Below are 24,042 nucleotides of genomic sequence, written 5' to 3'. Positions count from 1 at the left end.
TCAGGCCCTGCTGAGCCAGGCGTCCTCCGCCGCGTAGTCGAAGAGGTCGCCGTGCGGGTCGTACGTCCTCGCCAGGGTGGGGAAGGCCTCCCGCCAGTCCCGGCCGTGGAGCTGCGCGGTGAGCCACTCCACCGTCGCGGGCAGCGACTCCGCGTACCCGGTCACCGGGCGGTAGCCCAGCTCGCGTTCGGCCGCCGACATGTCGTACACGACGGGGCGGTCCACGCCCCAGGGCGTGTTGCCGACCGGGGCGGGCCCCTCGATCAGGACCAGTTCGCTCCGCACCCCGACGGCCTCGTCGATCGCCGTACTGATCTCCGCGACGGTCGGCGCCTGCGGATCCGCGCCGTTGAGGACGCGCGCCCCCGGTCGCAGCGCCGCCAGCCGGATCAGCTCCGCGAGGTTGGAGACGTGCGCCGGATGGAAGCGGCTCCGGCCGCCGTGGGCCAGGATCCGCACCGGACGCTTGTCCAGCGCGCGCTTCACGAAGAACAGCTCACGCGGGGAACGGCAGTGCGGGCCGTGGATCGCGCCCGCCCGCACCAGCGTCACCGGCAGCGTCCCGGCCGCTGCCAGCAGCCCCTGTTCCAGGGCGGTCTTGCGGGTGCCGTACGTCTGCGGGCCCGGCGCCAGGGTCCGCTGGTCCTCCGGGATCGGCACCGGGTAGCGCGGCTCGCCGTCCGGATCACCCATGGTGTCGAAACTGCGGCCCTCGGCGTCCTCGTACACCGCGCCGCTGGATATCACCACCGCCGAGCCGATCCGGTCCGCGAGGCCGGTCAGCTGCCGGGCGTGGGCATGGCCGTACGCGACCATGTCGACCAGTACGTCGCAGCCGTCACCGAGCGCGGTGGCCAGCTCCCCCTCGGCGTCGCGGTCGACGCGCACCGAACGCACCTCCCCGGGCCAGCTCGCGTCGCGGTCCGCCCCGCGTGCGGCCGCCCGGACCTCCCAGCCGTCCGACACCAGCGCGCGCACCGCCGCGCGCCCGATCTGCCCGGTGGCCCCGAGTACGAAAACACTTCCTCTGCTCATGCGGCCGACGCTACGGCGCACCCGCCCGGCGGCACCAGAGGAATCTGCCCAGGGCCGAGCCGGACCGTCCGACCGGTCGTCAGCGCAGCCTTCGCGGGAACTTCTTCGCGTGTGCGGCCTTCACGTCCGCGGCGTACGCGTCGACGTACTCCTGGCCCGAGAGCCCGAGGATCGCGTACATGATCTCGTCGGTGACCGCGCGCAGCGCTGCCTTCTCGTTCTCCAGGCCCGCGTAGCGGCTGAAGTCCAGCGGTTCGCCGAAGCGGATCGTCACCCGCTTGATCTTCGGCATCCGCTGTCCGGGCGGCTGGATCTCGAAGGTGCCGACCATCGCGCACGGCACCACCGGGACCCCGCCCCGGACGGCCATCACGGCGACTCCCACCTTGCCCTTGTACAGCCTGCCGTCGTGCGACCGGGTCCCCTCCGGGTAGATCCCGAGCAGCTCGCCCCTGCTGAGCACGCCGAGCCCTTCACGGACCGCGGCCCTGCCCGCTTCCCTGCCGGACCGGTCCACCGGGATCTGTCCCACGCTGCGGAAGAACGCGGCGGTCAGCCGGCCCTTGAGCCCGGGACCGGTGAAGTACTCCTGTTTCGCGAGGAAGGTGATGCGCCGTTTGAGGACGACCGGCATCAGGAAGTGGTCGGAGAACGAGAGGTGGTTGCCCGCAACGATGGCGGCGCCGTCCCTCGGGATGTGGTCGAGCCCCTCGATCCTGGGCCGGAACAGCAGGCGCAGCAGAGGTCTCAGAACGGCGTACTTCAACAGGTAGTAGAACATCGCGGCCTGCCTCCCGTGAACCCCCGGCGCCGACGCACAGTAGACGCCGGCCGGCCTCGTGCGATAGCCGACGGACCGAAACCGGCAGCTCAGCGGCTGCCACGCGACGCGATCATCCCGAGGGTCACCAGCCCCAGCACCACCCAGCCGAACCACAGCCAGCCGTTGCTCCCGAGCACCGCCGAGTAGCCCGTCACCGTGACCAGGGCTCCTACGGTGATGACACCCATCGTCTTCGTGGAACCGGGCATGGCCCCTCCTTCTGGAGATGGAGTGGCCATCGTCGCCCGAGGAGGGCCTCCTCCGCTACTGCCCGCGGGTACCCAGTGACGCGAGGTAGGCGTTGTACGCGGCCAGCTCCTGGTCGCCGTTGCGGTCCTCCGCCCGGTCGGAGCGCCGGGCGATCCGCTGTTCCGAGCTGTACCACTGGAAGACCAGGGCGATCAGCACCAGCACCGACGGGATCTCGCTGAAGGCCCAGGCGATCCCGCCCGCGGCCTCCTGGTCGCTGAGCGCGTCGATCCCCAGCGACACCGGCGGATGCTTGTACACCTGCACCATCGGCTCGGTCCCCATCATCAGCGCGATGCCGAAGAACGCGTGGAAGGGCATTCCCGCGAAGAGCTCCAGCATCCGCATGATGTAGCCGGGCCGGTGCGGTCCCGGGTCCACGCCCATGATCGGCCAGAAGAAGACCAGGCCGACGAAGAGGAAGTGCACCATCATCGCGATGTGCCCGGTCTTCGACCCCATCAGGGTGTCGAACAGCGGGGTGAAGTACAGGCCGTAGAGGCTGGCGATGAACAGCGGGATGGTGAACGCCGGATGCGTGATGACACGCATGTACCGGCTCTGCAGCAGGGCGAGCAGCAGCTCCCTCGGCCCCTTGCGGTTGCCCCGGCCCGCGACCGGCAGCGCCCGAAGCGCCAGGGTCACGGGTGCGCCGAGCAGCAACAGGATGGGCGAGAGCATGCTGATGATCATGTGCTGCACCATGTGCACGCTGAACATGACCATGCCGTAGTCGTTCAGCTTGGTGCACATCGTCACCCCGACGGTCAGCACGCCGACGACGAAGAGTGCGATCCGGTGGACCGGCCAGCTGTCGCCGCGTCGGCGCAGCCGCACGACGCCCCAGCCGTACAGGGCGAGCCCCACCAGACAGCTGATCAGGAAGAACGGGTCCGCGGAGAACTCCAGCCCCCGTCCCAGCGTGAACGGCGGCAGATCCATGGTCATGCCGTGCCCGCTGTGGTCCATCCGCTCACTCCTGATTCGTGCCCGATGTCCGCACCAGCGTAGAACTGCCCCCGGCCGCAGTTGCGACCGGGGGCAGTTCGTACCGTATCGGGCGAATGTGAAGCCCTGGTCCGGCCGGTGGACTCAGAGAACGCACTCGGCCTCGGCGTACCGCTCGGCCGGGACGGTCTTGAGGGTCTCCACCGCCTGCGCCAGCGGCACCAGGTTGATCTCCGTGCCGTGCAGCGCGGTCAGCATGCCGAACGCGCCGCGGTGCGCGGCCTCGACCGCGTGCCAGCCGAAACGGGTCGCGAGGACCCGGTCGTACGCGGTCGGGGTGCCGCCGCGCTGCACGTGGCCCAGTATCACCGGGCGGGCCTCCTTGCCGAGGCGCTCCTCCAGCTCGATGGAGAGCTGCCTGGCCACCCCGGCGAAGCGCTCGTGTCCGTACACGTCCTTGGCCCCGACGTCGAAGCTCATCGAGCCCTCGCGCGGCTTGGCACCCTCGGCGACCACGACGATCGCGAACTTCTTGCCCGCCGAGAAGCGCCTGCCGACCACTTCCGTCAGCTCGTCCATGTCGAAGGGACGCTCGGGAACGACGATCGCGTGGGCCCCGGCGGCCATGCCCGAATGCAGGGCGATCCAGCCGGTGTGCCGCCCCATGACCTCGACGATCAGCACCCGCTGGTGCGATTCGGCGGTGGTCTTGAGCCGGTCCAGTGCCTCGGTCGCGACTCCGACGGCCGTGTCGAAGCCGAAGGTGACATCGGTCGACGCGATGTCGTTGTCGATGGTCTTCGGTACGCCGACGATCGGCAGCCCCGCCTCGGAGAGCAGGTTCGCCGCCTTCAGCGTGCCCTCGCCGCCTATCGGGATGATCGCGTCCAGGCCGAGATCGGCCACATGACCCCTGGCGCGCTCCACGCCGTCCCGCAGATGCGCGGGCTGCACCCGGGAGGAGCCGAGGATCGTACCGCCCCGGGCCAGGATGCCGCCCACCGCGTCGAGGTCGAGCTTGCGGTAGTCACATTCGAGGAGGCCCTTCCACCCGTCGTGGAAGCCGATGACCTCGTCGCCGTGGTCGACGACGGCGCGGTGAACGACCGAGCGGATGACGGCATTCAGGCCGGGGCAGTCCCCGCCGGAGGTGAGCACACCAATTCGCATTGCCCGACTTACCTTTGCAACGTGGGCCTCTGACCGGACCACGTCGTCCGGGCTGGATCCCCGTCACCCTACCGGCGGAGGGCGACGGGGACATACCAGGCGTCCGACTGCTGGACGCCGCTCAGATGTACGTGAGAAGCCTCATGCGGGCTGGGTCGCGGCGGCGATGCGCTCGGCGCGCAGGGCCTCGTACCAGCGGTCGTCCGTCGGCGGCAGCGCGTTGACGTCGAGGGCCAGTTTCAGCAGCAGGTCGGCGATCAGCGGGTTGCGGGCCAGCACCGGGCCGTGCATGTACGTACCGAACACGGTGTCGTTGTACGCGCCCTCGGTGCCGTCGCCGGTGCCGTTGCCCCGGCCGAGCTGCACCCGGGCGAACGGCCGGGCGGTCGGACCGAGATGGGTGATGCCCTGGTGGTTCTCGAAGCCGGTCAGCTGCGGCAGTCCGAGCCTCGGGTCGATGTCGGCGTACACGTCGCCGACGCAGCGGTCGCCCTCGCCGCGGGTGGAGATGACGTCCAGCAGACCGAGACCCGGCTCCCGCTCACCGAGGTCGTTGATGAACTCGTGACCGAGGATCTGGTACCCGGCGCAGACCGAGAAGATGATCGCGCCGTTGGAGGCCGCCCGGCTGAGGCCGCCGTCGCGGCGCAGCCGCTCGGAGGCCAGCCGCTGCGGCCGGTCCTCGCCGCCGCCGATCAGATAGATGTCGCCGGAGGTCGGTACCGGCTGGTCGCTGCGTACGTCGATACGCGTCACGTCGAGGCCGCGCTGGCGGGCCCGGCGCTCCACCACCAGGGCATTGCCCTGGTCCCCGTACGTGCTCAGCAGGTCCGGGTAGACCCACACCAGGCGCAGGCTGTTGTCGCTCATCATCGTTTCCTCTGCGGTCAGTTGCCGACGCGGCGGCGCACGTCCTGGAACGCGGTGTAGTTGGCGATCAGTTCGATCCGGCCGGGGGGCGCGGACTGGACCGCCTCGTCGACGCTCTCGCAGACCCTGAACTGGAGGCCGGCCACTTCCAGGCGCACCGCGAGGTCCAGCTTGCGGTCACCGATCACCAGGATCGGGTGCCCGGCCAGCCGGGTGTAGTCCACGTCCCACAGCCAGGAGGTGTCCGTGCCGTCGGCGCCACGGGCGTTGACGCCGAGGATGACCGGGGTCGGCGGCGGGTCGATCAGTGAGAACGTTTCGAGCCAGCCCGCGGGGTTCTTGGCGAGCAGCAGACGCAGCTCGCGGTCGAGGAACGACACCACGTCGTACCGGCCCGCGACGGCCTGCACCGAGTACATCCGCTCCAGAGCGACCTGGGGCGGCACGCCGAAGGTCGCGGCGACGGCCGCCGACGTGGTCGCGTTCGCCTTGTTGGCCCGGCCGGGCAGCTGGAGATGGATCGGCCAGGCCGACCCGTGCGGGTCCAGGACGTAGTCGCCGGAGAGCGCCCAACTGGGCGCGGGGCGGCGGAATCCGCAGTCGCCGCAGTACCAGGAGTCGTTCGGCCACTGGAGTACGCCACCGCAGGACGGGCACGACCAGGCGTCGTCCTTCCACTCCTGGCCCGCCGCCACCCACACCACCGTGGGGGAGGAGGAAGCGGCCCAGACGACCAGCGGGTCGTCCGCGTTGGCGATGACGACGGCCTGCGTGCCGGCCAGTCCCTCGCGCCAGCGCTCGGCCAGCATGCGGGTCTCGCCCGCCCGGTCGAGCTGGTCGCGGGAGAGGTTCAACAGCGCGATCGCCTTGGGCGTCGTGTCGCGTGCGACCCCGGCGAGGTACTTCTCGTCGACCTCGATCACGCCGTAGCGCGCGTCCGACCCGCCGGCCAGTGCGGAGGTGATGCCCGCGGGCATGTTGGCGCCCAGGGCGTTCGACACGACCGGACCGCTGGCCCGCAGCGCCTCGGCGATGAGCCGGGTCGTCGTCGTCTTGCCGTTCGTCGCCGAGACCAGGATCACGTCCAGATGCTGGGCGAGACGTCCCAGCAGATCGGGGTCGAGCCTCAGCGCGACCTTGCCGCCGATGACCGATCCGCTGCCGCGTCCCGCGGCGCGCGATACCGCTGCCGCGGCCCTGCCTGCCGTCACGGCCAGTTTGGCCCGCGGCGACAGCGGCTCCGTGTTGCCGTCCATCGTCCTAGATCCTCCTTGCATCGGCGCGGGGCTCAGCCTATCGAGATCCGGCCGCGTGCCCGACCTCGGCACCACCGGGGCAGTGCGGTGTCCGGTGGAACGTACGCTTGCCGCCATGCGAAACCGCCCGATCCCCGGCAGTTCCGGACGCGTGAGGCCGATGAGTCTGTTCGGCGACCCCGTACTGCACGCGCCGTGCGAGACCGTGACCGATTTCGACCCGTCGCTCCACCGGCTCGTCGAGGACATGTTCGCCACGATGTACGCGGCGCAGGGCGTCGGCCTCGCGGCGAACCAGGTCGGCGTCGGACTCCGGGTGTTCGTGTACGACTGCCCCGACGACGAAGAGGTACGTCACCTCGGGCACCTGGTCAACCCGCGACTGGTCGAGGCGGACGGGGTCACCGTACGCGGCGCCGAGGGGTGTCTGTCGCTGCCGGGTGTCGAGGCGGGCACTCCGCGCTTCGACACCGCCGTGGTCGAGGGTTTCTCGGTGACCGGCGATCCGGTCCGGGTGAGCGGCACCGGGTTCTTCGCCCGGTGCCTCCAGCACGAGTGCGACCACCTCGACGGCACGGTGTACACGGACCGGCTGTCCGCCCGGCGCCGGAACAAGGCGCTGCGGGCGGCGGGCAAGGCCTCGTAGACCAGCTCGTACACGGGCCGTCGCGCCTCGCCTCAGAACCCCGGACCGCCCGGACGGTCCGCCGCGAGCGCGAGCCTGCCCCAGAGCAGGTCGGCCAGGCTGCTCACCAACTGCGCGCGGGGACAGGGGCGTTCGCCCAGCCACCAGTCGCCCGCCGCGTGCATCATGCCGACGATCCCATGGCCCCACACCCGGGCGAGCTGTGCGCTGTCCGGGCCGAGGTCGACGCGTTCGGCGATCACTTTGGCGAGCTCCTCGCCGAGCCTGCGCAGCAGCGGCGCCGAGTGCAGTCCCACGTCGAAGGGCTGCTCGGGCTGCTGGGACTCGTCCGCCGGATGCATCAGGAAGCGGTAGACCTGAGGACGGGCCTCGATCGCCGCGAGATACGTGTCCAGCGTCGCCTCGACGCGCGCGCGGCGTTCGGCCGGGGCGTCGAGCGCCGCCCGGAGCGCGTCGAGCAGTGCGTCGGTGTGGCGCTTGGCGAGGGCGCGGTAGAGCCCGCCCTTGTCGCCGAAGTGCCGGTAGAGGATGGGCTTGGTGATGCCGGCCTCGGCCGCGATGGCGTTCATGGACGCCTTCGGGCCGTCCCTGAGCACGACCCGGTCGGCGGCTTCCAGCAACTCCCTGCGACGGGTTTCCGCCGAACGCTGCTGCGTGGCCTGTGCGGCCTGTGTGGTGCCCATGGTGTCTCTCCCCGCCCGTACGTTTCGTGCCCCCGCGGAAACGTAACACCCCGCCCCATATGGGGGCCGATCGAGCCGGGAGGAGGTTGACAGGTGCTACTTGTCGGTAACAGACTGCGGTTACCGCAAGTAACATACTGATCGACCGCAGCGCTGGAGGGGACATGGCCGAGTTCACGCTCGAACTCAACGATGACCAGAAGCAGGTACGCGACTGGATCCACGGGTTCGCCGCGGACGTCATCCGCCCTGCTGCCGCAGAGTGGGACGAGCGTGAAGAGACGCCCTGGCCGGTGATCCAGGAGGCTGCCAAGGTCGGAATCTACTCGCTCGACTTCTACGCCCAGCAGTTCTTCGACCCCACCGGCCTCGGCATCCCGATGGCCATGGAGGAGCTCTTCTGGGGCGACGCGGGCATCGCGCTGTCGATCGTCGGCACGGGCCTGGCTGCCGTGGGCGTGCTCGCCAACGGCAACGAGGAACAGATCGGCACCTGGATCCCGCAGATGTACGGCGACGCCGACGACGTCAAGGTCGCCGCCTTCTGCTCCTCGGAGCCCGACGCCGGATCCGACGTCGCCGCGATGCGTACCCGCGCGGTGTACGACGAGGCGAAGGACGAGTGGGTGCTCAACGGCACCAAGACCTGGGCGACCAACGGCGGTATAGCCAACGTCCATGTCGTGGTCGCCGTCGTCGACCCCGAACTCGGCTCCAAGGGCCACGCGTCCTTCATCGTGCCGCCGCGCACCCCCGGCCTCTCACAGGGCCAGAAGTTCAAGAAGCACGGCATCCGCGCCTCGCACACCGCCGAGGTCGTGCTGGAGGACGTCCGCGTCCCCGGACACTGTCTGCTCGGCGGCAAGGACAAGCTCGACGAGCGCCTGGCCCGCGCCCGTGAGCGCGCCAGGCAGGGGGGCGGCGAGCGCGTGAAGAACGCCGCGATGGCCACCTTCGAGGCCTCCCGCCCCGCGGTGGGCGCCATGGCGGTCGGCACCGCGCGTGCCGCGTACGAGGTCGCCCTCGACTACGCCAAGACCCGCAGCCAGTTCGGCCGCCCGATCATCGACAACCAGGGCGTTGCCTTCCAACTCGCCGACATGCGGACCCAGATCGACGCCGCACGGCTGCTGGTCTGGCGCGCCTCCTGGATGGCAGCGGCGAACAAGCCGTTCACCTCGGCCGAGGGATCCATGTCCAAGCTGTACGCCAGCGAGACCGCCAAGAAGGTCACCGCCCAGGCCATCCAGATCCTCGGGGGCAACGGATTCACCCGCGAGTACCCGGTGGAGCGCATGCACCGGGACGCGGCGATCTACACCATCTTCGAGGGCACCAGCGAGATCCAGCGGCTGGTGATCGCCCGGACCCTGTCCGGCATGCCCATCCGCTGACCGCGGCAGGCCGGCGGGGGAAGCGGTCACCGCACCCCCCGCCCGCCGTCGGTTCAGGCCGGCAGCTGGCCCTCGATCAGGGCGACGACCACCGGCGCCTCGGGCTCGGTGCGCGGGCGGATACGGGCAACGACGTCACCCGCCGGGGAGATCAGGAACTTCTCGAAGTTCCACTGGACGTCCCCGGCCGTGGCCTCGTCGTCGGACGCCCGAGTCAGCTCCACGTACAGCGGGTGCCGCTGCTCGCCGTTGACGTCGGTCTTCTCCAGCATCGGGAACGTCACGCCGTAGTTCGCCGAGCAGAAACTCCCGATCTCCTCCGCGCTGCCCGGCTCCTGGCCCCCGAACTGGTTGCAGGGCACGCCGAGCACGGTGAACCCCCGGTCCGCGTACTGCTTCTGCAGGCGCTCCAGCCCGGTGTACTGCGGGGTCAGACCGCACTGGGACGCGACGTTCACCACCAGCACCGCCATGCCCCGGTACTCCGCCAGGGAGGTGGGATCGCCGGTCAGGGTGCGCAGCGGGATGTCGTAGAGGCTCATGGAAGGCTCCTGGTCCTGGGTCGGTGTCGGTACGGATACCGCCGGTCCACGGCCGGGCGCTTCACCCGGCCACTGACCTACAGGCTTCAGTATCGCGATGAACGACCGCTCGGAGATCAGTACCGGCCGATCTGGCAGGACGGCCTCCGGGACCGGCCGAGCGGCTGTGGGTGCGCCCGGGGCGACAACGCGTACGGTCGGCATCCGGCCCCTGCTGCGTCCCTGCCGCGGCCCAGGCAGGGCCCGGGAGTGCGGAGTAAAATCGGAGGTGCCTGATCATCGGCGCGCGTATGCGCGGCCTCGGGCAATGACGGCTTGGAGGCTGATCGCCATGGGGCCGCTTCTGATCGTTTTCCTGATCCTGGTTGTCGCGCTGGGGCTGAGCTTCCTCATTCACGCGCTCTGGTGGATCGTCATCGTCATCTTCGTGCTGTGGATCCTGGGGCTCGTCATCCGGCCCGCACGCCGTCGGAACCGGACCGATGACCAGCGGGAGAACGAGCGTTGGTACCACTGGTAGCAGGTTGGTACCACTACGGTGCGGCCCCGGGAGCGGACCGTCTTCATTCGCCGAGCCTGCGGAACAGTCCTTCCTGGACGACCGAGACCAGCAGGTTCCCCGCCCGGTCGAAGATGCGCCCGCGGGCAAGTCCCCGGCCACCGGTCGCGATGGGCGACTCCTGGTCGTAGAGGAACCACTCGTCGGCACGGAACGGCCGGTGGAACCACATGGCGTGATCGAGTGAGGCCATGTCGTAACCACGCGGTCCCCACAGCGGTTCGACGGGGATACGGACCGCGTCGAGCAGCGTCATGTCGCTGGCGTAGGTGAGGGCACAGGTGTGGACGAGCGGGTCGTCACCGAGCGGGCCGACCGCCCGCATCCACACCGCGCTCCGCGGGTCCGCGCCCTCGATCTCCTCGGGGGTCCAGCGAAGCGGGTCCGCGTACCGGATCTCGAACGGCTGCCTGCGCGCCATCCGTTCCAGGGCCTCGGGCAGCGCGCCCAGGTGTGCCCTGATCTCCTCGCTGACCGTCGGCAGCGACTCCGGGTCGGGGACCTCACGGGCCGGTGGCAGCTGGTGCTCGAAGCTGCCCTCCTCTGGCCGGTGGAAGGACGCCGTCAGGTTGAAGATGGTGCGGCCCTGCTGGACGGCGGTCACCCGGCGCGTGGTGAAGGAGCGGCCGTCCCTGACCCGTTCGACCTGGTAGACGATCGGGACCCCGGGCCTGCCGGGGCGCAGGAAGTACGCGTGCAGCGAGTGGACCGGACGTTCTCCGTCGGTGGTCCGGCCCGCCGCCACCAGCGCCTGTCCGGCGACCTGTCCGCCGAAGACCCGTTGCAGGGACTCGTGCGGGCTGCGTCCGCGGAAGATGTCGACCTCGATCTGCTCCAGGTCCAGCAGGTCGATGAGCCGCTCGCTCGGGTTCGTCATACGCTCTTCTCCCAGTTCGCAGTGGGTGCCGGGGTCACAGCTGGCCCACGGCGGTCACCCGGACGACCGCACGGCCCTCCTCGTCGGAGGCCGCGAGGTCCACCTCCGCGCTGATGCCCCAGTCGTGGTCGCCGTTCGGGTCGGCGAAGATCTGCCGGACGCGCCACATCCCGCGTGCGGTGTTCTCCTCGTCCGCCTCGATGATCAGCAGCTTGGGGCCGCGGGCGTCGGGACCGGTACCCAGATCGTCGTACTCGTCCCAGTAGGCGTCCATCGCCTCGCCCCAGGCGTCCTCGTCCCAGCCCGCGTCGCCGTCCAGCTCGCCGAGCGCGGCCACATTGTCCAGGGCGGCCAGTTCCACCCGGCGGAACATCGCGTTGCGCACCAGCACCCGGAAGGCGCGGGCGTTGGCGGTGACCGGCTTGACCTGGTCGGCGCGCTCCTCGGCCTGCTCGGCCGTCTCCACCTCGGGGTTGGCGAGCTGCTCCCACTCGTCGAGCAGACTGGAGTCCACCTGACGCACCAGCTCGCCCAGCCAGGCGATGAGGTCCTGAAGGTCCTCGGACTTCAGATCGTCCGGAATGGTGTGATCGAGGGCCTTGTACGCGCCCGCGAGGTACCGCAGCACGATCCCTTCGGTGCGCGCGAGTTCGTAGTGCGACGTGAACTCGGTGAAGGTCATGGCGCGTTCGTACATGTCGCGGATGACGGACTTCGGCGAGACCGGGTGGTCACCGACCCACGGGTGGCTCGTGCGGTAGACGTTGTACGCGTGCACCAGGAGCTCTTCGAGCGGCTTCGGGTACGTGACCTCCTGGAGCCGCTCCATCCGCTCCTCGTACTCCATGCCGTCGGCCTTCATCTGGCCGATCGCCTCACCGCGTGCCTTGTTCTGCTGCGCCGCCAGGATCTGCCGCGGGTCGTCCAGCGTCGACTCGACCACGGAGACCATGTCCAGGGCGTACGAGGGGGACTCGGCGTCCAGCAGGTCGAACGAGGCCAGCGCGAAGGTGGACAGCGGCTGGTTGAGCGCGAAGTCCTGCTGGAGATCCACGGTCAGCCGGATGGTGCGGCCCTCGGCGTCCGGGGTGTCCAGCTGCTCCACCACACCGCCGTCGAGCAGTGAACGGTAGATCGCGATGGCACGGCGGATGTGCCGCAGCTGGGCCTTGCGCGGCTCGTGGTTGTCCTCCAGCAGGTGACGCATCGCCTTGAAGGCATTGCCGGGCCGCGCGATCACCGAGAGCAGCATGGTGTGGGTGACCCGGAAACGGGAGGTCAGCGGCTCGGGATCGGAGGCGATCAGCTTCTCGAAGGTGGTGTCGCTCCACGCGATGAACCCCTCGGGGGCCTTCTTGCGGACCACCTTGCGGCGCTTCTTCGGGTCGTCGCCCGCCTTGGCGAGCGCCTTCTCGTTCTCGACGACGTGCTCGGGGGCCTGGGCGACGACGAAGCCCGCGGTGTCGAATCCGGCCCGGCCCGCCCGGCCCGCGATCTGGTGGAACTCCCGGGCGCGGAGCGTACGGACGCGCGTCCCGTCGTACTTCGTCAGCGCGGTGAACAGCACCGTACGGATGGGCACGTTGACCCCGACACCCAGCGTGTCCGTACCGCAGATGACCTTCAACAGACCGGCCTGCGCCAGCTTTTCGACCAGGCGGCGGTACTTGGGGAGCATCCCCGCGTGGTGGACGCCGATGCCGTGGCGTACGTAACGCGAGAGGTTCTGGCCGAACTTGGTGGTGAAGCGGAAGCTGCCGATCAGCTCGGCGATCTTGTCCTTCTCCTCGCGCGTGCACATGTTGATGCTCATGAGCGACTGCGCCCGCTCGACGGCGGCGGCCTGCGTGAAGTGCACGATGTAGACCGGCGACTGCTTGGTCTCCAGCAGCTCGGTCAGGGTCTCGGTGATCGGCGTCAGGCGGTACTCGTACGACAGCGGGACCGGGCGGCTCGCGGACCTGACGACCGAGGTGGGCAGGCCGGTGCGACGGGTCAGGTCCTCCTCGAAGCGGGCGACGTCACCGAGGGTCGCCGACATCAGGATGAACTGCGCCTGCGGCAGCTCCAGGATCGGGATCTGCCACGCCCAGCCGCGGTCCGGCTCCGCGTAGAAGTGGAACTCGTCCATCACGACCTGGCCGATGTCGGCGTACTTGCCGTCGCGCAGCGCGATCGAGGCCAGCACCTCTGCCGTGCAGCAGATGACCGGGGCGTCGGCGTTCACCGACGCGTCACCGGTGAGCATGCCGACGTTCTCGGTGCCGAAGAGCTTGCACAGGTCGAAGAACTTCTCCGAGACCAGCGCCTTGATCGGAGCGGTGTAGAAAGTGACCTTGTCCTGAGCCAGCGCGGTGAAGTGCGCACCCGCCGCGACCAGGCTCTTTCCCGATCCGGTGGGCGTCGAGAGGATCACGTTGGCCCCGGACACCACCTCGATCAGCGCCTCCTCCTGAGCCGGATAGAGCGTGATGCCCTGATCCTCCGCCCACGACGAGAAAGCCTCGAAGAGAGCATCGGGGTCGGCGGTCGGGGGGAGCTGATCGATAAGGGTCACACCCCCATCTTGCCTGCCTTCACCCTCCAGGGGGGAACCGGCTGCCGGTATGAAGATCATGAGCGATACGCTTCCCTCTCGACCGAACCACGCCTGAACCTCAACTGGGCTTCAGCACAACGGAAAACGGGGCGGAACGACCATGATGGGACCGGCACACTCGCTGTCAGGAGCGGCGGCCTGGCTGGGGGTGGGGGCGGCGGCCTCGGCGTACGGACATCCGATGCCGTGGCCGGTCATCGTCGTCGGCGCGCTGATCAGCGCGGGCGCCGCGCTCGCCCCGGACCTGGACCACAAGGCCGCGACGATCTCGCGGGCCTTCGGGCCGGTGTCGCACGCGCTGTGCGACATCGTCGACTCGATCGCCACCGTCGTCTACCGGGCGACCCGCGGCAAGAAGGACCCCCGCCGGGAGGGCGGTCACCGCACGCTGACCCACACCTGGCTCTGGGCGGTGCTGCTGGGTACGGGAGCCTCGGCCGCGGCGATCTACGGCGGACGGTGGGCCGTCCTCGGCATCCTCTTCGTCCATGTGGTGCTCGCCATCGAGGGTCTGCTCTGGCGGGCGGCGCGCGGCTCCAGCAGCGCCGTTCTGGTGTGGCTGCTGGGCGCGGCCGGCGCCTGGATCCTGGCCGAGGTGCTGGACCAGCCGGGCATGGGCTCGGACTGGTTCTTCACCGCCCCCGGCCACGAGTACATGTGGCTGGGCCTGCCGATCGTGCTGGGCGCGCTCATGCACGACCTGGGGGACGCGCTGACGGTGTCGGGCTGCCCGATCCTCTGGCCGATCCCGATCGGGCGCAGGCACTGGTACCCGATAGGGCCGCCGAAGATGATGCGGTTCCGGGCCGGGAGCTGGGTGGAGCTGAAGGTGCTCATGCCGGTGTTCATGGTGCTGGGCGGCGTGGGCTGCGTGGCAGCGCTCGGGATCTTGTAGCCGTGCGGGGGCCGGTCGGCCCCCGCACCGGACGAGCGTGCCCCGCCCGCGACCGGTCCCGGCACCGCGGGCGGGGAACAGCGGGCCCGCCCGCTATCCGTGCCAGGACCTCCACAACGCCGCGTACGCGCCGTCCGCGGTCACCAGCTCCTCGTGGCTGCCCAGCTCACTGATCCGCCCCTGCTCCACCACCGCGATCACATCCGCGTCGTGCGCGGTGTGCAGCCGGTGGGCGATCGCCACGACCGTACGGCCGTCGAGCACCCGCGCGAGCGACCGCTCCAGATGGCGGGCCGCACGCGGGTCGAGCAACGAGGTCGCCTCGTCGAGCACCAGCGTGTGCGGATCCGCGAGGACCAGCCGGGCCAGCGCGATCTGCTGGGCCTGGGCCGGGGTGAGGGCCAGGCCGCCCGAACCGACCTCGGTGTCCAGCTCCTTCTCCAGGGCGCGCGCCCATCCGTCGGCGTCGACCGCGCCGAGCGCCGCCCACAGCTGGGCGTCGTCCGCGCCGGTCCGGGCCAGCAGCAGGTTGTCGCGCAGCGAGCCCACGAAGACGTGGTGCTCCTGGTTGACCAGGGCGACGTGTTCCCTCACCCGTTCGGTCGGCATCCGGGACAGCTCGGCGCCGCCGAGCGTGATCTCGCCGGTACGCGGCGCGTAGATCCCGGCGAGCAGCCGGCCGAGCGTCGACTTGCCCGCGCCCGACGGGCCGACCAGCGCCATCCGGGTGCCGGGCGGTACGTCGAGCGACACCCGGTGCAGGACGTCGACGCCCTCGCGGTAGCCGAAGTGCACGTCGTCGGCGCGCACCACGCGCCCGTCGGGACCGATCCGTTCGTCTCCGGCGTCCGGTTCGATCTCCCGTACGCCGACGAGCCGGGCCAGCGACACCTGGGCGACCTGGAGCTCGTCGTACCAGCGCAGGATGAGACCGACCGGGTCCACCATCATCTGGGCGAGCAGCGCACCTGTGGTGAGCTGCCCGACGGTCATCCACCCCTGGAGCACGAAGACCCCACCGAGCATCAGCACCGCGCCGAGGATCGTCACATAGGTGACGTTGATGACCGGGAAGAGCACCGACCGCAGCCAGAGCGTGTACCGCTCCCACGCGGTCCACTCCTTCACCCGCTGCTCGGACAGCGCCACCCGGCGCGGGCCGAGGCGGTGCGCCTCGATGGTCCGCCCCGCGTCCACCGTCTCGGCGAGCATCGCGGCGACCGCCGCGTATCCGGCAGCCTCCGAACGGTAGGCGGACGGGGCCCGCCGGAAGTACCAGCGGCAGCCGACGATCAGCACCGGCAGCGCCACCAGGACCGCGAGCGCCAGCGGCGGCGCCGTGACGGTGAGCGCGCCGATCAGCAGACCGGCCCACACCACCCCGATCGCCAGCTGGGGCACGGCCTCCCGCATCGCGTTCGCGAGCCGGTCGATGTCGGTGGTGATACGGGAGAGCAGATCACCGGTACCGGCCCGCTCCAGGACACCCGGCGGTAGCGCCACCGACCGTACGAGGAAGTCCTCGCGCAGATCGGCCAGCATCTGTTCGCCGAGCATCGCGCCGCGCAAACCCATCAGCCGTACGAAGACGGTCTGGACGACGAGTGCGATGCTGAAGATCACCGCGACACGCGCCAGATGGAGGTCGTGCGTGTCCCTGGAGAGGTCCTCGACCAGCCCGCCCAGCAGGTAGGGGCCGACCAGCGAGGCGATCACGGCGATCGCATTGGCGCCGATGAGCACGGCGAACGCCCGCCGGTGACGGCCCAGCAGCTCGCGGACGTAGGTCCGGACGGTGGTGGGCGTACCGACGGGCAGGGTGGCTGCCGTCTCCGGTGCCGCCGGGTCGTGGGCGGGCCGGGCCACGCCGATCATGCCGACTCCTCGATGTCCGCGAAGGCTTGCACGGTGTCTTCGGTGCTTCTGGTGTTCTTGGCGCTCATGGTGCTCTCGGTGTGTTCGGTGTCGTCGGCCTCGCGGGTGACGACCGCGCGGTAGAGCGGTTCGGCGCCCAGCAGTTCGCGGTGCGTGCCGACCGCGGCGACCGTGCCCTCGTGCACGAACACCACCCGGTCCGCCTGGTCGAGCAGCAGCGGTGACGAGGCGAAGACCACCGTCGTACGCCCGCCGCGCAGCTGCTTCACGCCCTGCGCGACCCGGGCCTCGGTGTGTGAGTCGACGGCCGAGGTCGGTTCGTCGAGCACCAGCGCCTCCGGGTCGGTCACCAGCGAGCGGGCCAGGGCGAGGCGCTGCCGCTGCCCGCCGGACAGCGACCTGCCGCGCTCGGTGATCCGCGTCCGCATGGGGTCCCCGCCCGGCTCCACGGACGCCTGGGCGAGAGCCTGCAGAACATCCCCGCACTGAGCCGCGGCCAGCGCGTCGTCGGCCGTCACCTTGCCGGACGACGGCACATCGAGCAGCTCCCGCAAGGTGCCCGACAGCAGTACCGGGTCCTTGTCCTGCACCAGGACAGCCGTACGGGCGGTGTCCAGTGGCAGCTCGTCGAGGGCGACCCCGCCGAGCAGCACCGAAGGAGGCCGCTGCGCCTCTTCCTCGGCCGCGGGATGCCCGCCGAGGCGTTCGGCCAGTGCGCCGGCCGCGTCCGGGTCCCCGCACACCACAGCGGTGAAGTCACCGCCGGTCGCCAGCAGTCCGGTCGCCGGGTCGTAGAGATCCCCGCTCGGAACACCGCCCGCCGTGCCCTCGTACGCGCGGGTGTCGTACGTGGTGCGCTCCAGCGCCAGCACCCGTGCCGCCCGCTTGGCCGAGGGCCGGGAGAAGGAGTACGCCATGGCGATCTCCTGGAAGTGCCGCAGCGGGAAGAGCAGCAGGGTCACCGCGCTGTACACGGTGACGAGCTGACCGACCTCGATGCGTCCGTCGGCGGCGAGCTTCGCGCCGTAACAGACCACCCCGATCAGCAGCAGTCCGGGCAGCAGCACCTGGATTCCCGAGATCAGCGCCCACATCCGGGCACTGCGCACGGCCGCCCGGCGCACCTCCTGGGAGGCACTCCGGTAGCGGCCGAGGAACAGTTCCTCGCCGCCGATGCCGCGCAGTACGCGCAGACCCGCGACGGTGTCCGAGGCCAGCTCGGTCGCCCGCCCGGCCTTCTCGCGCTGCACGTCGGCCCGCGCGGTGGCGGTGGAGAGCAACGGCAGTACGGCCAGGGCCAGTACGGGCATCGCGAGCGCCACCACCACACCCAGCGACGGCAGGTAGAGGACCAGCCCGACGCAGATGATGACCAGCGCCGTCGCCGCGGCGGCGAAGCGGGAGAGCGCCTCGACGAACCAGCCGATCTTCTCGACGTCGCCCGTGGACACCGCGACGACCTCGCCCGCCGCGACCCGGCGGGTCAGCGCCGACCCGAGTTCGGCGGTCTTCCGCGCGAGGAGTTGCTGGACCCGGGCCGCCGCGGTGATCCAGTTGGTGACGGCGGTCCGGTGCAGCATGGTGTCGCCCACCGCGATCACGGCGCCGAGCAGCAGAATCAGCCCGCCGGAGAGGGCGAGACGACCACCCGAGCGGTCGACCACGGCCTGCACGGCGAAGCCGACGGCCAGCGGCAGCCCGGCGATCCCGCACTGGTGGAGCAGCCCCCAGCCGAGCGACTTGAACTGGCCGACCAGCTGATTGCGTCCGAGCCAGTAGAGGAAACGGGGCCCGGACCGTACGTCGGGATCACCCGGATCCGGATAAGGAAGATCTCGAATCTGCATGACGCCCCATGAATCGGTGGTTGGCTCAAACCGTGCAAGGTTCGCGCTTCAGCACTGTTCAGGGCAATCGAATTTCCCGCGCGGACGGCCGCCCGGATGGATCCCGGGCGCGGTTCAGCTGCGCCGGAGGTACGCCGGGCCGGGGCGGGTGGCCCGCTCCAGCTCCAGCAGGACGGAGTAGTAACTGCGGCCCGTCGCATGGTCCATGCCGACCTCGCACATCCGGTTCGCCGAGAGATGGGCGTCGAAATCCCTCGCCTTGACCTCGGCGGCCTCGCGGGCGGTCGCCGACTCGGTGAGTTCCTTGTGGAGCATCCCGCGGTCCCCGGCGAACGCGCAGCACCCGACGTCGTCCGGCACGACGACCTCCTCGGCGCACGCCTCGGCGACCGCCCGCAACTCGGCCTCGTCGCCGAGGTGCTGCATCGAACAGGTGGGGTGCAGGACGGCCGAACCGGCCTTGCGCAGCACCGTGAGCCGGGGGAGGAGTTCGTCGGCGGCCCAGACGACCGAGTCGACGATCTTCAACTCGCGGTGCAGTTCCCGGTTGTCGTCGCTGAGGTAGGGCACCACCTCGTGGGCGATGCCCAGTGTGCAGGAGGAGGCGTCGACGATCAGCGGGTACTTGCCCCCACCGGTCCAGCCCCAGGCGGCCTCGACGATGCGATTGGCCATCAGGGTGTTGCCCTCGTCGTACCCCTTGGAGTGCCAGATCGTCGCGCAGCAGGTCCCCGCGACGTCCTCGGGGATCCACACCGGCTGCCCGGCCCGCTCGGCGAGGGCCACGACGGCCTGGGGGAGCGACGGCCCGCGGAAATCGGCCGGTCCGCCGAAGATCCGGTTGACGCACGCCGGGTAGTAGACCGCGGTCGCGCCCTTGCGCGAGGTGCGCGGGAGCCTACGGGCGGCGGCGCCGGGAATCTCCGGCAGCCACTCGGGCACCAGGTCCGGGCGCACCGCCTTGCGGGCGAGGCCGGTGACCGACTGCAGCAGCCGGTCACTGATCCGGTCCGCGGCGCCCACCGCGAGCCGGGCCGCGGCCTCGACCGCCTTGAAGTTCTTGGCGGTCAGCGCGGCGATCCGCTCCTCGCGCGGGGTGTGCCGCCGGTGGCGGAAGTCCTTCATCAGCGCGCCCGTGTCGATGCCGACCGGACAGGCCAGCTTGCAGGTGGAGTCGCCCGCGCAGGTGTCCACCGCGTCGTACCCGTACGCGTCCAGCAGCCCGTTCTCGACCGGGGAGCCGGGGGACTGGCGCATCATCTCCCGGCGCAGCACGATCCGTTGGCGCGGAGTGGTGGTCACGTCGTGGCTGGGGCAGGTCGGTTCGCAGAAGCCGCACTCGATACAGGGGTCCGCGATCAGCTCGACCTCGGGAATGGTCTTGAGACCGCGCAGATGGGCCTCGGGGTCCCGGTCGAGGACGATGCGCGGCGCGAGCACCCCGTCGGGGTCGATGACCTGCTTGATGCGCCACATCAGCTCGGTCGCCTTCGGGCCCCATTCGAGCTCCAGGAACGGTGCGATGTTGCGGCCCGTGGCGTGCTCGGCCTTGAGGGAGCCGTCGAAACGCTCGACCGTCAGCCGGCAGAAGTCGTCCATGAACGCGGCGTAGCGCGCCACGTCCGCGGGCAGCGCAGCGTCGAAGGCCAGCAGGAAGTGCAGATTGCCGTGCGCGGCGTGACCGGCCACGGCGGCCTCGAAATCGTGCCGGGTCTGCAATTCGATGAGCGCCGTACAGGCGTCGGCGAGCTTCGACGGCGGGACGGCGAAGTCCTCGGTGATCAGCGTCGTACCGGACGGGCGGGCGCCGCCCACCGCGGTGACGAATGCCTTGCGGGCCTTCCAGTAGCCGGCGATGACCTTGGGGTCACGGGTGAACTCATTGGTCACCGACGCGACGGGCGCGACCAGTTCGAGCCCCGCGACGGCCTCGGCCGCCACCCGCTCGTACGCCTCCCGGCCCGCTTCGTCGGGCGCCCGGAACTCGACGAGCAGCGCCGTCGTCTCCTTGGGCAGCCCGGCCCAGTCGGCGGGCACCCCCTCGACGCTCACCGAGGCGCGCAGCGTATTGCCGTCCATCAGCTCGACGGCCATGGCACCGGCCTCGTTGAACAGCGGGACGGCCGCCGCCGCGGCACGCAGGGTCGGGAAGAAGAGCAGCGCGGTGGACAGCTTGCGGTCCAGCGGCAGGGTGTCGAAGACGACCTCGGAGATGAAGCCGAAGGTGCCCTCGGAGCCGACCATCAGCCCGCGCAGGATCTCGACCGGCGTCGCGCCGTCCAGGAAGGCGTCCAGTCGGTACCCGTTGGTGTTCTTGATCTCGTACTTGGCACGGATGCGGGCGGTGAGCTCCGGGTCCGCCTCGATCTCGGCCTTGATCGCGAGCAGCCCCGCGCACAGCTCGGGCTCGGCCGCCGCGAGGTCCTCGTCGGCGGAGGGGGCCGCCGTGTCGACGACGGTGCCGCCCGGCAGGACGAAGGTCAGCGAGGCCAGCGTGCGGTACGAGTTGCGGGTGGTGCCCGCGGTCATGCCCGACGCGTTGTTGGCGACGACGCCCCCGAGGGTGCAGGCGATCGCACTGGCCGGGTCGGGGCCGAGGATCCGGCCGTGCCGGGCGAGCGTGGCGTTGGCCCGCACCACGGTGGTGCCCGGCCGGATCCGGGCCCGTGCCCCGTCGTCCAGGACCTCGATGCCCGACCAGTGGCGGCGTACGTCGACGAGGATGTCCTCGCCCTGCGCCTGCCCGTTGAGCGAGGTACCGGCGGCCCGGAACACCACTTCGTGGCCCGTGCCGCGCGCGTACGAGAGGACGGACGCGATGTCGTCGACGTCCTCCGCGATCACCACGACCCGGGGGACGAAGCGGTAGGGGCTCGCATCGGAGGCGTAGCGCACGAGGTCGGAGACCTTCGACAGCACCTTCTCCGCACCGAGCAGCGCGACCAGCTCACCGCGCAGCGGTTCCGGCGTCCCGGCCGCGCCCGCGTCGGGCACCCGGTCGGGTGACGGCGTTCCGCCCGTACGCGGACGGAGTGCGCCGGGCTTCGGCTCCAGCAGCGGCATCTGGCAGTTCCCCTCGTGCAACTTTCGGACAGGAAAAATCTGGGACAGAGCAGAGACGGACGGTGCGGCGGGTCAGCGGTGGTGGCCGGGCGGGCCGTCCATGAGTGTGGACAACAGCTCGCCGAGCACCTCGCGCTGCTCCGCGGAGAGTGGCGCAAGGATCTCCTCCGCGGCGCCTCGGCGCGCGGCGCGCAGGGCGCGCAGGGTGGCCCGCCCGCTGTCGGTGAGCTCGATCCGTACCACGCGGCGGTTGGTCGGATCGGGCACGCGGCGGACGCTGCCGCTCTCCTCCAGGGCATCGACGAGGCTGGTCACGGCGCGGGGCACCACCTCCAGCCGCTGGGCGAGATCGGCCATGCGCGGCGGCTCGGCGCAGTGCGAGACGGTGCGCAGCAGCCGGGACTGGGCGGGGGTGATACCGACCGGCTCCAGATGGTGCTTGTGGATCCGGTGCAGTCTCCGGGTCAGCCGGAGGAGCTGCTCGGCCAGCAGGCCGTCGGTGTCGGGTGCACCAGCAGGTGATGACATGCCGGGAACAATATCAGGACCTTGTACATTGTGAGCATAGGTAACAGTGAGCTATGCTCGCAAAGTCCTGCCCCGGCCCGGCCGTCGCACTGCCTGTGACGCCCCTCCGCCGCTGATGTCCGCTTCTCGCGACGCCCGGTGCTGTCGTTTCCTCAGCTGTCTGCCGAAGGAGCCCATGAAACCCGATCGCCCCGACTGGACGCCTCCACCCCGTGACGCCGGGCAGCCGCCCGCCGAACTGCGGCGCATCGTCCGGCTCTTCCGCCCCTACCGCGCACGCCTGGCGCTCGTCGGACTGCTCGTCTGCGCGTCGTCGCTGGTCTCGGTCGCTTCGCCGTTCATGCTGCGCGAAATCCTCGACACCGCGATCCCGCAGAACCGCACCGGGCTGCTGAGCCTGCTCGCCCTGGGCATGATCGTCACGGCCGTGGTCAACAGCGTCTTCGGAGTCCTCCAGACCCTGATCTCGACCACGGTCGGCCAGCGCGTCATGCACGACCTGCGCACCGCCGTCTACACCCAGCTCCAGCGCATGCCGCTCGCCTTCTTCACCAGGACGCGCACCGGTGAGGTCCAGTCCCGTATCGCCAACGACATCGGCGGCATGCAGGCGACCGTCACCTCCACCGCGACCTCCCTGGTCTCCAACCTCACCGCTGTGATCGCCACGGTGGTCGCGATGCTCGCCCTCGACTGGCGGCTGACGATCGTCTCGATGCTGCTGCTCCCGGTGTTCGTCTGGATCAGCCGCAGGGTCGGCCGCGAGCGCAAGAGGATCACGACGCAACGGCAGAAGCAGATGGCGGTGATGGCCGCCACGGTCACCGAGTCGCTGTCCGTCAGCGGCATTCTGCTCGGCCGCACCATGGGCCGCGCGGACTCCCTCACCAAGAGCTTCACCGAGGAGTCCGAGCAGCTGGTCGACCTCGAAGTGCGCTCCAGCATGGCGGGACGCTGGCGGATGTCGACGATCGGCATCGTCATGGCCGCCATGCCGGCCGTCATCTACTGGGCGGCCGGCCTGGCGCTCCAGGAGGGCGGCCCCCAGGTCTCGATCGGCACGCTCGTCGCTTTCGTCTCGCTCCAGCAGGGCCTCTTCCGGCCGGCCGTGAGCCTGCTGTCGACGGGTGTGGACATGCAGACCTCGCTCGCCCTCTTCCAGCGGATATTCGAGTACCTGGATCTGCCGGTGGACATCACCGAGCCCGAACACCCGGTCCGACTGGACAAGGTCCGCGGCGAAGTGCGCTTCCAGGACGTCGACTTCGGATACGACGAGAAGAGCGGCCCCACCCTGGCCGCCATCGACATCGAGGTGCCCGCGGGTGGCAGCCTCGCGGTCGTCGGACCCACGGGCTCGGGCAAGTCCACGCTCAGCTATCTGGTGCCGCGGCTGTACGACGTGACGGGCGGCCGGGTCACCCTCGACGGCGTCGACGTGCGCGAGCTCGACTTCGCCACGCTGGCCCGTGCCGTGGGCGTCGTCTCCCAGGAGACGTACCTCTTCCACGCGTCGGTCGCCGACAACCTGCGCTTCGCCAAACCGGACGCCACCGACGCGGAACTCGAAGAGGCCGCCCGGACGGCGCAGATCCACGACCACATCGCTTCGCTGCCCGACGGGTACGAGACCCTGGTCGGCGAGCGTGGCTACCGGTTCTCCGGTGGGGAGAAGCAGCGTCTGGCCATCGCCCGTACGATCCTGCGCGATCCGCCGGTGCTGATCCTCGACGAGGCGACCAGCGCCCTGGACACCCGCACCGAACACGCCGTCCAGCAGGCCATCGACGGACTCTCCGCGGGCCGCACCACCATCACCATCGCGCACCGGCTCTCCACGGTCAGGGATGCCGACCAGATCGTGGTGCTGGACGCCGGGCAGGTCGCCGAGCGGGGCACGCACGGGGAACTGCTCCGCCTCGACGGCCGGTACGCCGCGCTGGTCCGCAGGGACAGTGAGCTGGCACCGGCCGTGTGACGGCCCGGTGAAACACGACAGCGCCGCCGCTCCCGTGGGACGGGAAGCGACGGCGCCGGTCAGGACGGGTGTCAGACGAGCCAGCCCACGAAGTGGACGATGCCGGCGAGCAGGTTGGTGAGGAAGTTCATGATGGTGCGTTCTCCTAGTACATGGTTTCGTGCAGTGGGACTGCGCCTGCGAGATCTGCAGCTCGTCGCTTGCG

At 70.4% G+C, this 24,042-nt stretch carries 20 protein-coding genes; 5 read left to right on the top strand and 15 right to left on the bottom strand.

Annotated elements, in window-relative coordinates; all coding sequences use genetic code 11:
- The 7 genes from OG709_RS04080 to OG709_RS04050 all read right to left on the bottom strand — a co-directional run bounded on the left by OG709_RS04080 (window position 1) and on the right by OG709_RS04050 (window position 6,351).
- Window positions 1-1,035 (bottom strand): NAD-dependent epimerase/dehydratase family protein, encoded by a 1,035-nt coding sequence (locus OG709_RS04080; RefSeq protein ID WP_250300698.1) that lies wholly within the window; start codon window positions 1,033-1,035, stop codon window positions 1-3.
- Window positions 1,036-1,114: 79 nt separating this feature from the next.
- Window positions 1,115-1,816 (bottom strand): lysophospholipid acyltransferase family protein, encoded by a 702-nt coding sequence (locus OG709_RS04075; RefSeq protein ID WP_250300696.1) that lies wholly within the window; start codon window positions 1,814-1,816, stop codon window positions 1,115-1,117.
- An 89-nt stretch (window positions 1,817-1,905) separates the two neighbouring features.
- Entirely contained in the window at window positions 1,906-2,067 is a 162-nt protein-coding gene (locus tag OG709_RS04070) for a hypothetical protein (protein ID WP_250300694.1), read from the bottom strand.
- Between the two features lie 55 nt (window positions 2,068-2,122).
- Complete coding sequence (locus tag OG709_RS04065; protein WP_250300693.1) at window positions 2,123-3,076, bottom strand: cytochrome c oxidase assembly protein; 954 nt, start codon at window positions 3,074-3,076, stop codon at window positions 2,123-2,125.
- Between the two features lie 123 nt (window positions 3,077-3,199).
- Window positions 3,200-4,225 carry a 6-phosphofructokinase gene (locus tag OG709_RS04060; protein WP_250300692.1) on the bottom strand — a complete coding sequence of 342 codons (1,026 nt, stop codon included), beginning with the start codon at window positions 4,223-4,225 and terminating at the stop codon, window positions 3,200-3,202.
- Between the two features lie 141 nt (window positions 4,226-4,366).
- On the bottom strand, window positions 4,367-5,095 hold the full coding sequence (locus OG709_RS04055; protein WP_250300691.1) for a type 1 glutamine amidotransferase: 729 nt from the start codon (window positions 5,093-5,095) through the stop codon (window positions 4,367-4,369).
- 17 nt (window positions 5,096-5,112) lie between these two features.
- Window positions 5,113-6,351, bottom strand: coding sequence for a MurT ligase domain-containing protein (locus tag OG709_RS04050; RefSeq protein ID WP_250300690.1), 1,239 nt, complete (start codon window positions 6,349-6,351; stop codon window positions 5,113-5,115).
- A 115-nt stretch (window positions 6,352-6,466) separates the two neighbouring features.
- On the opposite strand from OG709_RS04050, the gene def reads away from it, so the two are divergent.
- On the top strand, window positions 6,467-6,997 hold the full coding sequence (gene def / locus OG709_RS04045; protein WP_250300688.1) for a peptide deformylase: 531 nt from the start codon (window positions 6,467-6,469) through the stop codon (window positions 6,995-6,997).
- A 32-nt stretch (window positions 6,998-7,029) separates the two neighbouring features.
- Here the strand turns inward: def and OG709_RS04040 are convergent, their stop codons facing one another.
- Window positions 7,030-7,680: a TetR family transcriptional regulator gene (locus OG709_RS04040; protein WP_250300686.1), complete on the bottom strand. Its 651-nt coding sequence runs from the start codon at window positions 7,678-7,680 to the stop codon at window positions 7,030-7,032.
- Window positions 7,681-7,844: 164 nt separating this feature from the next.
- Between OG709_RS04040 and OG709_RS04035 the strand changes: the two genes are divergently transcribed.
- Window positions 7,845-9,074: an acyl-CoA dehydrogenase family protein gene (locus tag OG709_RS04035; RefSeq protein WP_250300684.1), complete on the top strand. Its 1,230-nt coding sequence runs from the start codon at window positions 7,845-7,847 to the stop codon at window positions 9,072-9,074.
- Window positions 9,075-9,127: 53 nt separating this feature from the next.
- Here OG709_RS04035 and OG709_RS04030 read toward each other — a convergent pair whose 3' ends face one another.
- On the bottom strand, window positions 9,128-9,616 hold the full coding sequence (locus OG709_RS04030; protein ID WP_250300682.1) for a glutathione peroxidase: 489 nt from the start codon (window positions 9,614-9,616) through the stop codon (window positions 9,128-9,130).
- A gap of 331 nt (window positions 9,617-9,947) precedes the next feature.
- Between OG709_RS04030 and OG709_RS04025 the strand changes: the two genes are divergently transcribed.
- On the top strand, window positions 9,948-10,136 hold the full coding sequence (locus tag OG709_RS04025) for a hydrophobic protein (RefSeq protein WP_266644200.1): 189 nt from the start codon (window positions 9,948-9,950) through the stop codon (window positions 10,134-10,136).
- Window positions 10,137-10,179: 43 nt separating this feature from the next.
- Here the strand turns inward: OG709_RS04025 and OG709_RS04020 are convergent, their stop codons facing one another.
- Window positions 10,180-11,052, bottom strand: coding sequence for an acyl-CoA thioesterase (locus tag OG709_RS04020; RefSeq protein WP_250300679.1), 873 nt, complete (start codon window positions 11,050-11,052; stop codon window positions 10,180-10,182).
- A gap of 34 nt (window positions 11,053-11,086) precedes the next feature.
- The gene (locus OG709_RS04015; protein ID WP_250300678.1) at window positions 11,087-13,669 is read right to left on the bottom strand and encodes a DEAD/DEAH box helicase; all 2,583 of its coding nucleotides are present in this window, start codon (window positions 13,667-13,669) and stop codon (window positions 11,087-11,089) included.
- An 82-nt stretch (window positions 13,670-13,751) separates the two neighbouring features.
- Between OG709_RS04015 and OG709_RS04010 the strand changes: the two genes are divergently transcribed.
- Complete coding sequence (locus OG709_RS04010; protein WP_250300677.1) at window positions 13,752-14,546, top strand: metal-dependent hydrolase; 795 nt, start codon at window positions 13,752-13,754, stop codon at window positions 14,544-14,546.
- A 93-nt stretch (window positions 14,547-14,639) separates the two neighbouring features.
- On the opposite strand, the gene OG709_RS04005 is transcribed toward OG709_RS04010, so the two are convergent.
- The 4 genes from OG709_RS04005 to OG709_RS03990 all read right to left on the bottom strand — a co-directional run bounded on the left by OG709_RS04005 (window position 14,640) and on the right by OG709_RS03990 (window position 21,859).
- The gene (locus OG709_RS04005) at window positions 14,640-16,421 is read right to left on the bottom strand and encodes an ABC transporter ATP-binding protein (RefSeq protein WP_266644203.1); all 1,782 of its coding nucleotides are present in this window, start codon (window positions 16,419-16,421) and stop codon (window positions 14,640-14,642) included.
- Window positions 16,418-18,268 (bottom strand): ABC transporter ATP-binding protein, encoded by a 1,851-nt coding sequence (locus tag OG709_RS04000; protein WP_329164840.1) that lies wholly within the window; start codon window positions 18,266-18,268, stop codon window positions 16,418-16,420. The genes OG709_RS04005 and OG709_RS04000 overlap by 4 nt, the downstream gene beginning before the upstream one ends.
- Window positions 18,269-18,382: 114 nt before the next feature.
- Entirely contained in the window at window positions 18,383-21,331 is a 2,949-nt protein-coding gene (locus OG709_RS03995) for an FAD-binding and (Fe-S)-binding domain-containing protein (RefSeq protein ID WP_329164839.1), read from the bottom strand.
- Between the two features lie 72 nt (window positions 21,332-21,403).
- Window positions 21,404-21,859, bottom strand: a complete 456-nt coding sequence (locus OG709_RS03990; RefSeq protein ID WP_250300673.1) for a MarR family winged helix-turn-helix transcriptional regulator — start codon at window positions 21,857-21,859, stop codon at window positions 21,404-21,406.
- 175 nt (window positions 21,860-22,034) lie between these two features.
- Here OG709_RS03990 and OG709_RS03985 point away from each other — a divergent pair, with 175 nt between their 5' ends.
- On the top strand, window positions 22,035-23,837 hold the full coding sequence (locus OG709_RS03985; protein ID WP_250300671.1) for an ABC transporter ATP-binding protein: 1,803 nt from the start codon (window positions 22,035-22,037) through the stop codon (window positions 23,835-23,837).
- Window positions 23,838-24,042 lie beyond the last annotated feature (205 nt).

It is taken from the genome of Streptomyces sp. NBC_01267, assembly GCF_036241575.1.
In the GTDB taxonomy this organism is placed as follows: Bacteria; Actinomycetota; Actinomycetes; order Streptomycetales; family Streptomycetaceae; genus Streptomyces.
The sequence above is the reverse complement of the archived record's forward strand: the minus strand, read 5'-3'. Positions and strand labels throughout refer to the sequence as shown.

What these genes read in the sequence shown, in the direction of transcription:
- OG709_RS04080 (WP_250300698.1), bottom strand. Translation starts at nt 1,035, where the DNA reads ATGAGCAGAGGAAGTGTTTTCGTACTCGGGGCCACCGGGCAGATCGGG.
- OG709_RS03995 (WP_329164839.1), bottom strand. Translation starts at nt 21,331, where the DNA reads ATGCCGCTGCTGGAGCCGAAGCCCGGCGCACTCCGTCCGCGTACGGGC.
- OG709_RS04070 (WP_250300694.1), bottom strand. Translation starts at nt 2,067, where the DNA reads ATGCCCGGTTCCACGAAGACGATGGGTGTCATCACCGTAGGAGCCCTG.
- OG709_RS04025 (WP_266644200.1), top strand. Translation starts at nt 9,948, where the DNA reads ATGGGGCCGCTTCTGATCGTTTTCCTGATCCTGGTTGTCGCGCTGGGG.
- OG709_RS04040 (WP_250300686.1), bottom strand. Translation starts at nt 7,680, where the DNA reads ATGGGCACCACACAGGCCGCACAGGCCACGCAGCAGCGTTCGGCGGAA.
- OG709_RS04060 (WP_250300692.1), bottom strand. Translation starts at nt 4,225, where the DNA reads ATGCGAATTGGTGTGCTCACCTCCGGCGGGGACTGCCCCGGCCTGAAT.
- OG709_RS04010 (WP_250300677.1), top strand. Translation starts at nt 13,752, where the DNA reads ATGATGGGACCGGCACACTCGCTGTCAGGAGCGGCGGCCTGGCTGGGG.
- OG709_RS04030 (WP_250300682.1), bottom strand. Translation starts at nt 9,616, where the DNA reads ATGAGCCTCTACGACATCCCGCTGCGCACCCTGACCGGCGATCCCACC.
- OG709_RS04050 (WP_250300690.1), bottom strand. Translation starts at nt 6,351, where the DNA reads ATGGACGGCAACACGGAGCCGCTGTCGCCGCGGGCCAAACTGGCCGTG.
- OG709_RS04035 (WP_250300684.1), top strand. Translation starts at nt 7,845, where the DNA reads ATGGCCGAGTTCACGCTCGAACTCAACGATGACCAGAAGCAGGTACGC.
- OG709_RS04005 (WP_266644203.1), bottom strand. Translation starts at nt 16,421, where the DNA reads ATGATCGGCGTGGCCCGGCCCGCCCACGACCCGGCGGCACCGGAGACG.
- OG709_RS04065 (WP_250300693.1), bottom strand. Translation starts at nt 3,076, where the DNA reads ATGGACCACAGCGGGCACGGCATGACCATGGATCTGCCGCCGTTCACG.
- OG709_RS04015 (WP_250300678.1), bottom strand. Translation starts at nt 13,669, where the DNA reads ATGATCTTCATACCGGCAGCCGGTTCCCCCCTGGAGGGTGAAGGCAGG.
- OG709_RS04075 (WP_250300696.1), bottom strand. Translation starts at nt 1,816, where the DNA reads ATGTTCTACTACCTGTTGAAGTACGCCGTTCTGAGACCTCTGCTGCGC.
- OG709_RS04020 (WP_250300679.1), bottom strand. Translation starts at nt 11,052, where the DNA reads ATGACGAACCCGAGCGAGCGGCTCATCGACCTGCTGGACCTGGAGCAG.
- def (WP_250300688.1), top strand. Translation starts at nt 6,467, where the DNA reads ATGCGAAACCGCCCGATCCCCGGCAGTTCCGGACGCGTGAGGCCGATG.
- OG709_RS03985 (WP_250300671.1), top strand. Translation starts at nt 22,035, where the DNA reads ATGAAACCCGATCGCCCCGACTGGACGCCTCCACCCCGTGACGCCGGG.
- OG709_RS03990 (WP_250300673.1), bottom strand. Translation starts at nt 21,859, where the DNA reads ATGTCATCACCTGCTGGTGCACCCGACACCGACGGCCTGCTGGCCGAG.
- OG709_RS04000 (WP_329164840.1), bottom strand. Translation starts at nt 18,268, where the DNA reads ATGCAGATTCGAGATCTTCCTTATCCGGATCCGGGTGATCCCGACGTA.
- OG709_RS04055 (WP_250300691.1), bottom strand. Translation starts at nt 5,095, where the DNA reads ATGAGCGACAACAGCCTGCGCCTGGTGTGGGTCTACCCGGACCTGCTG.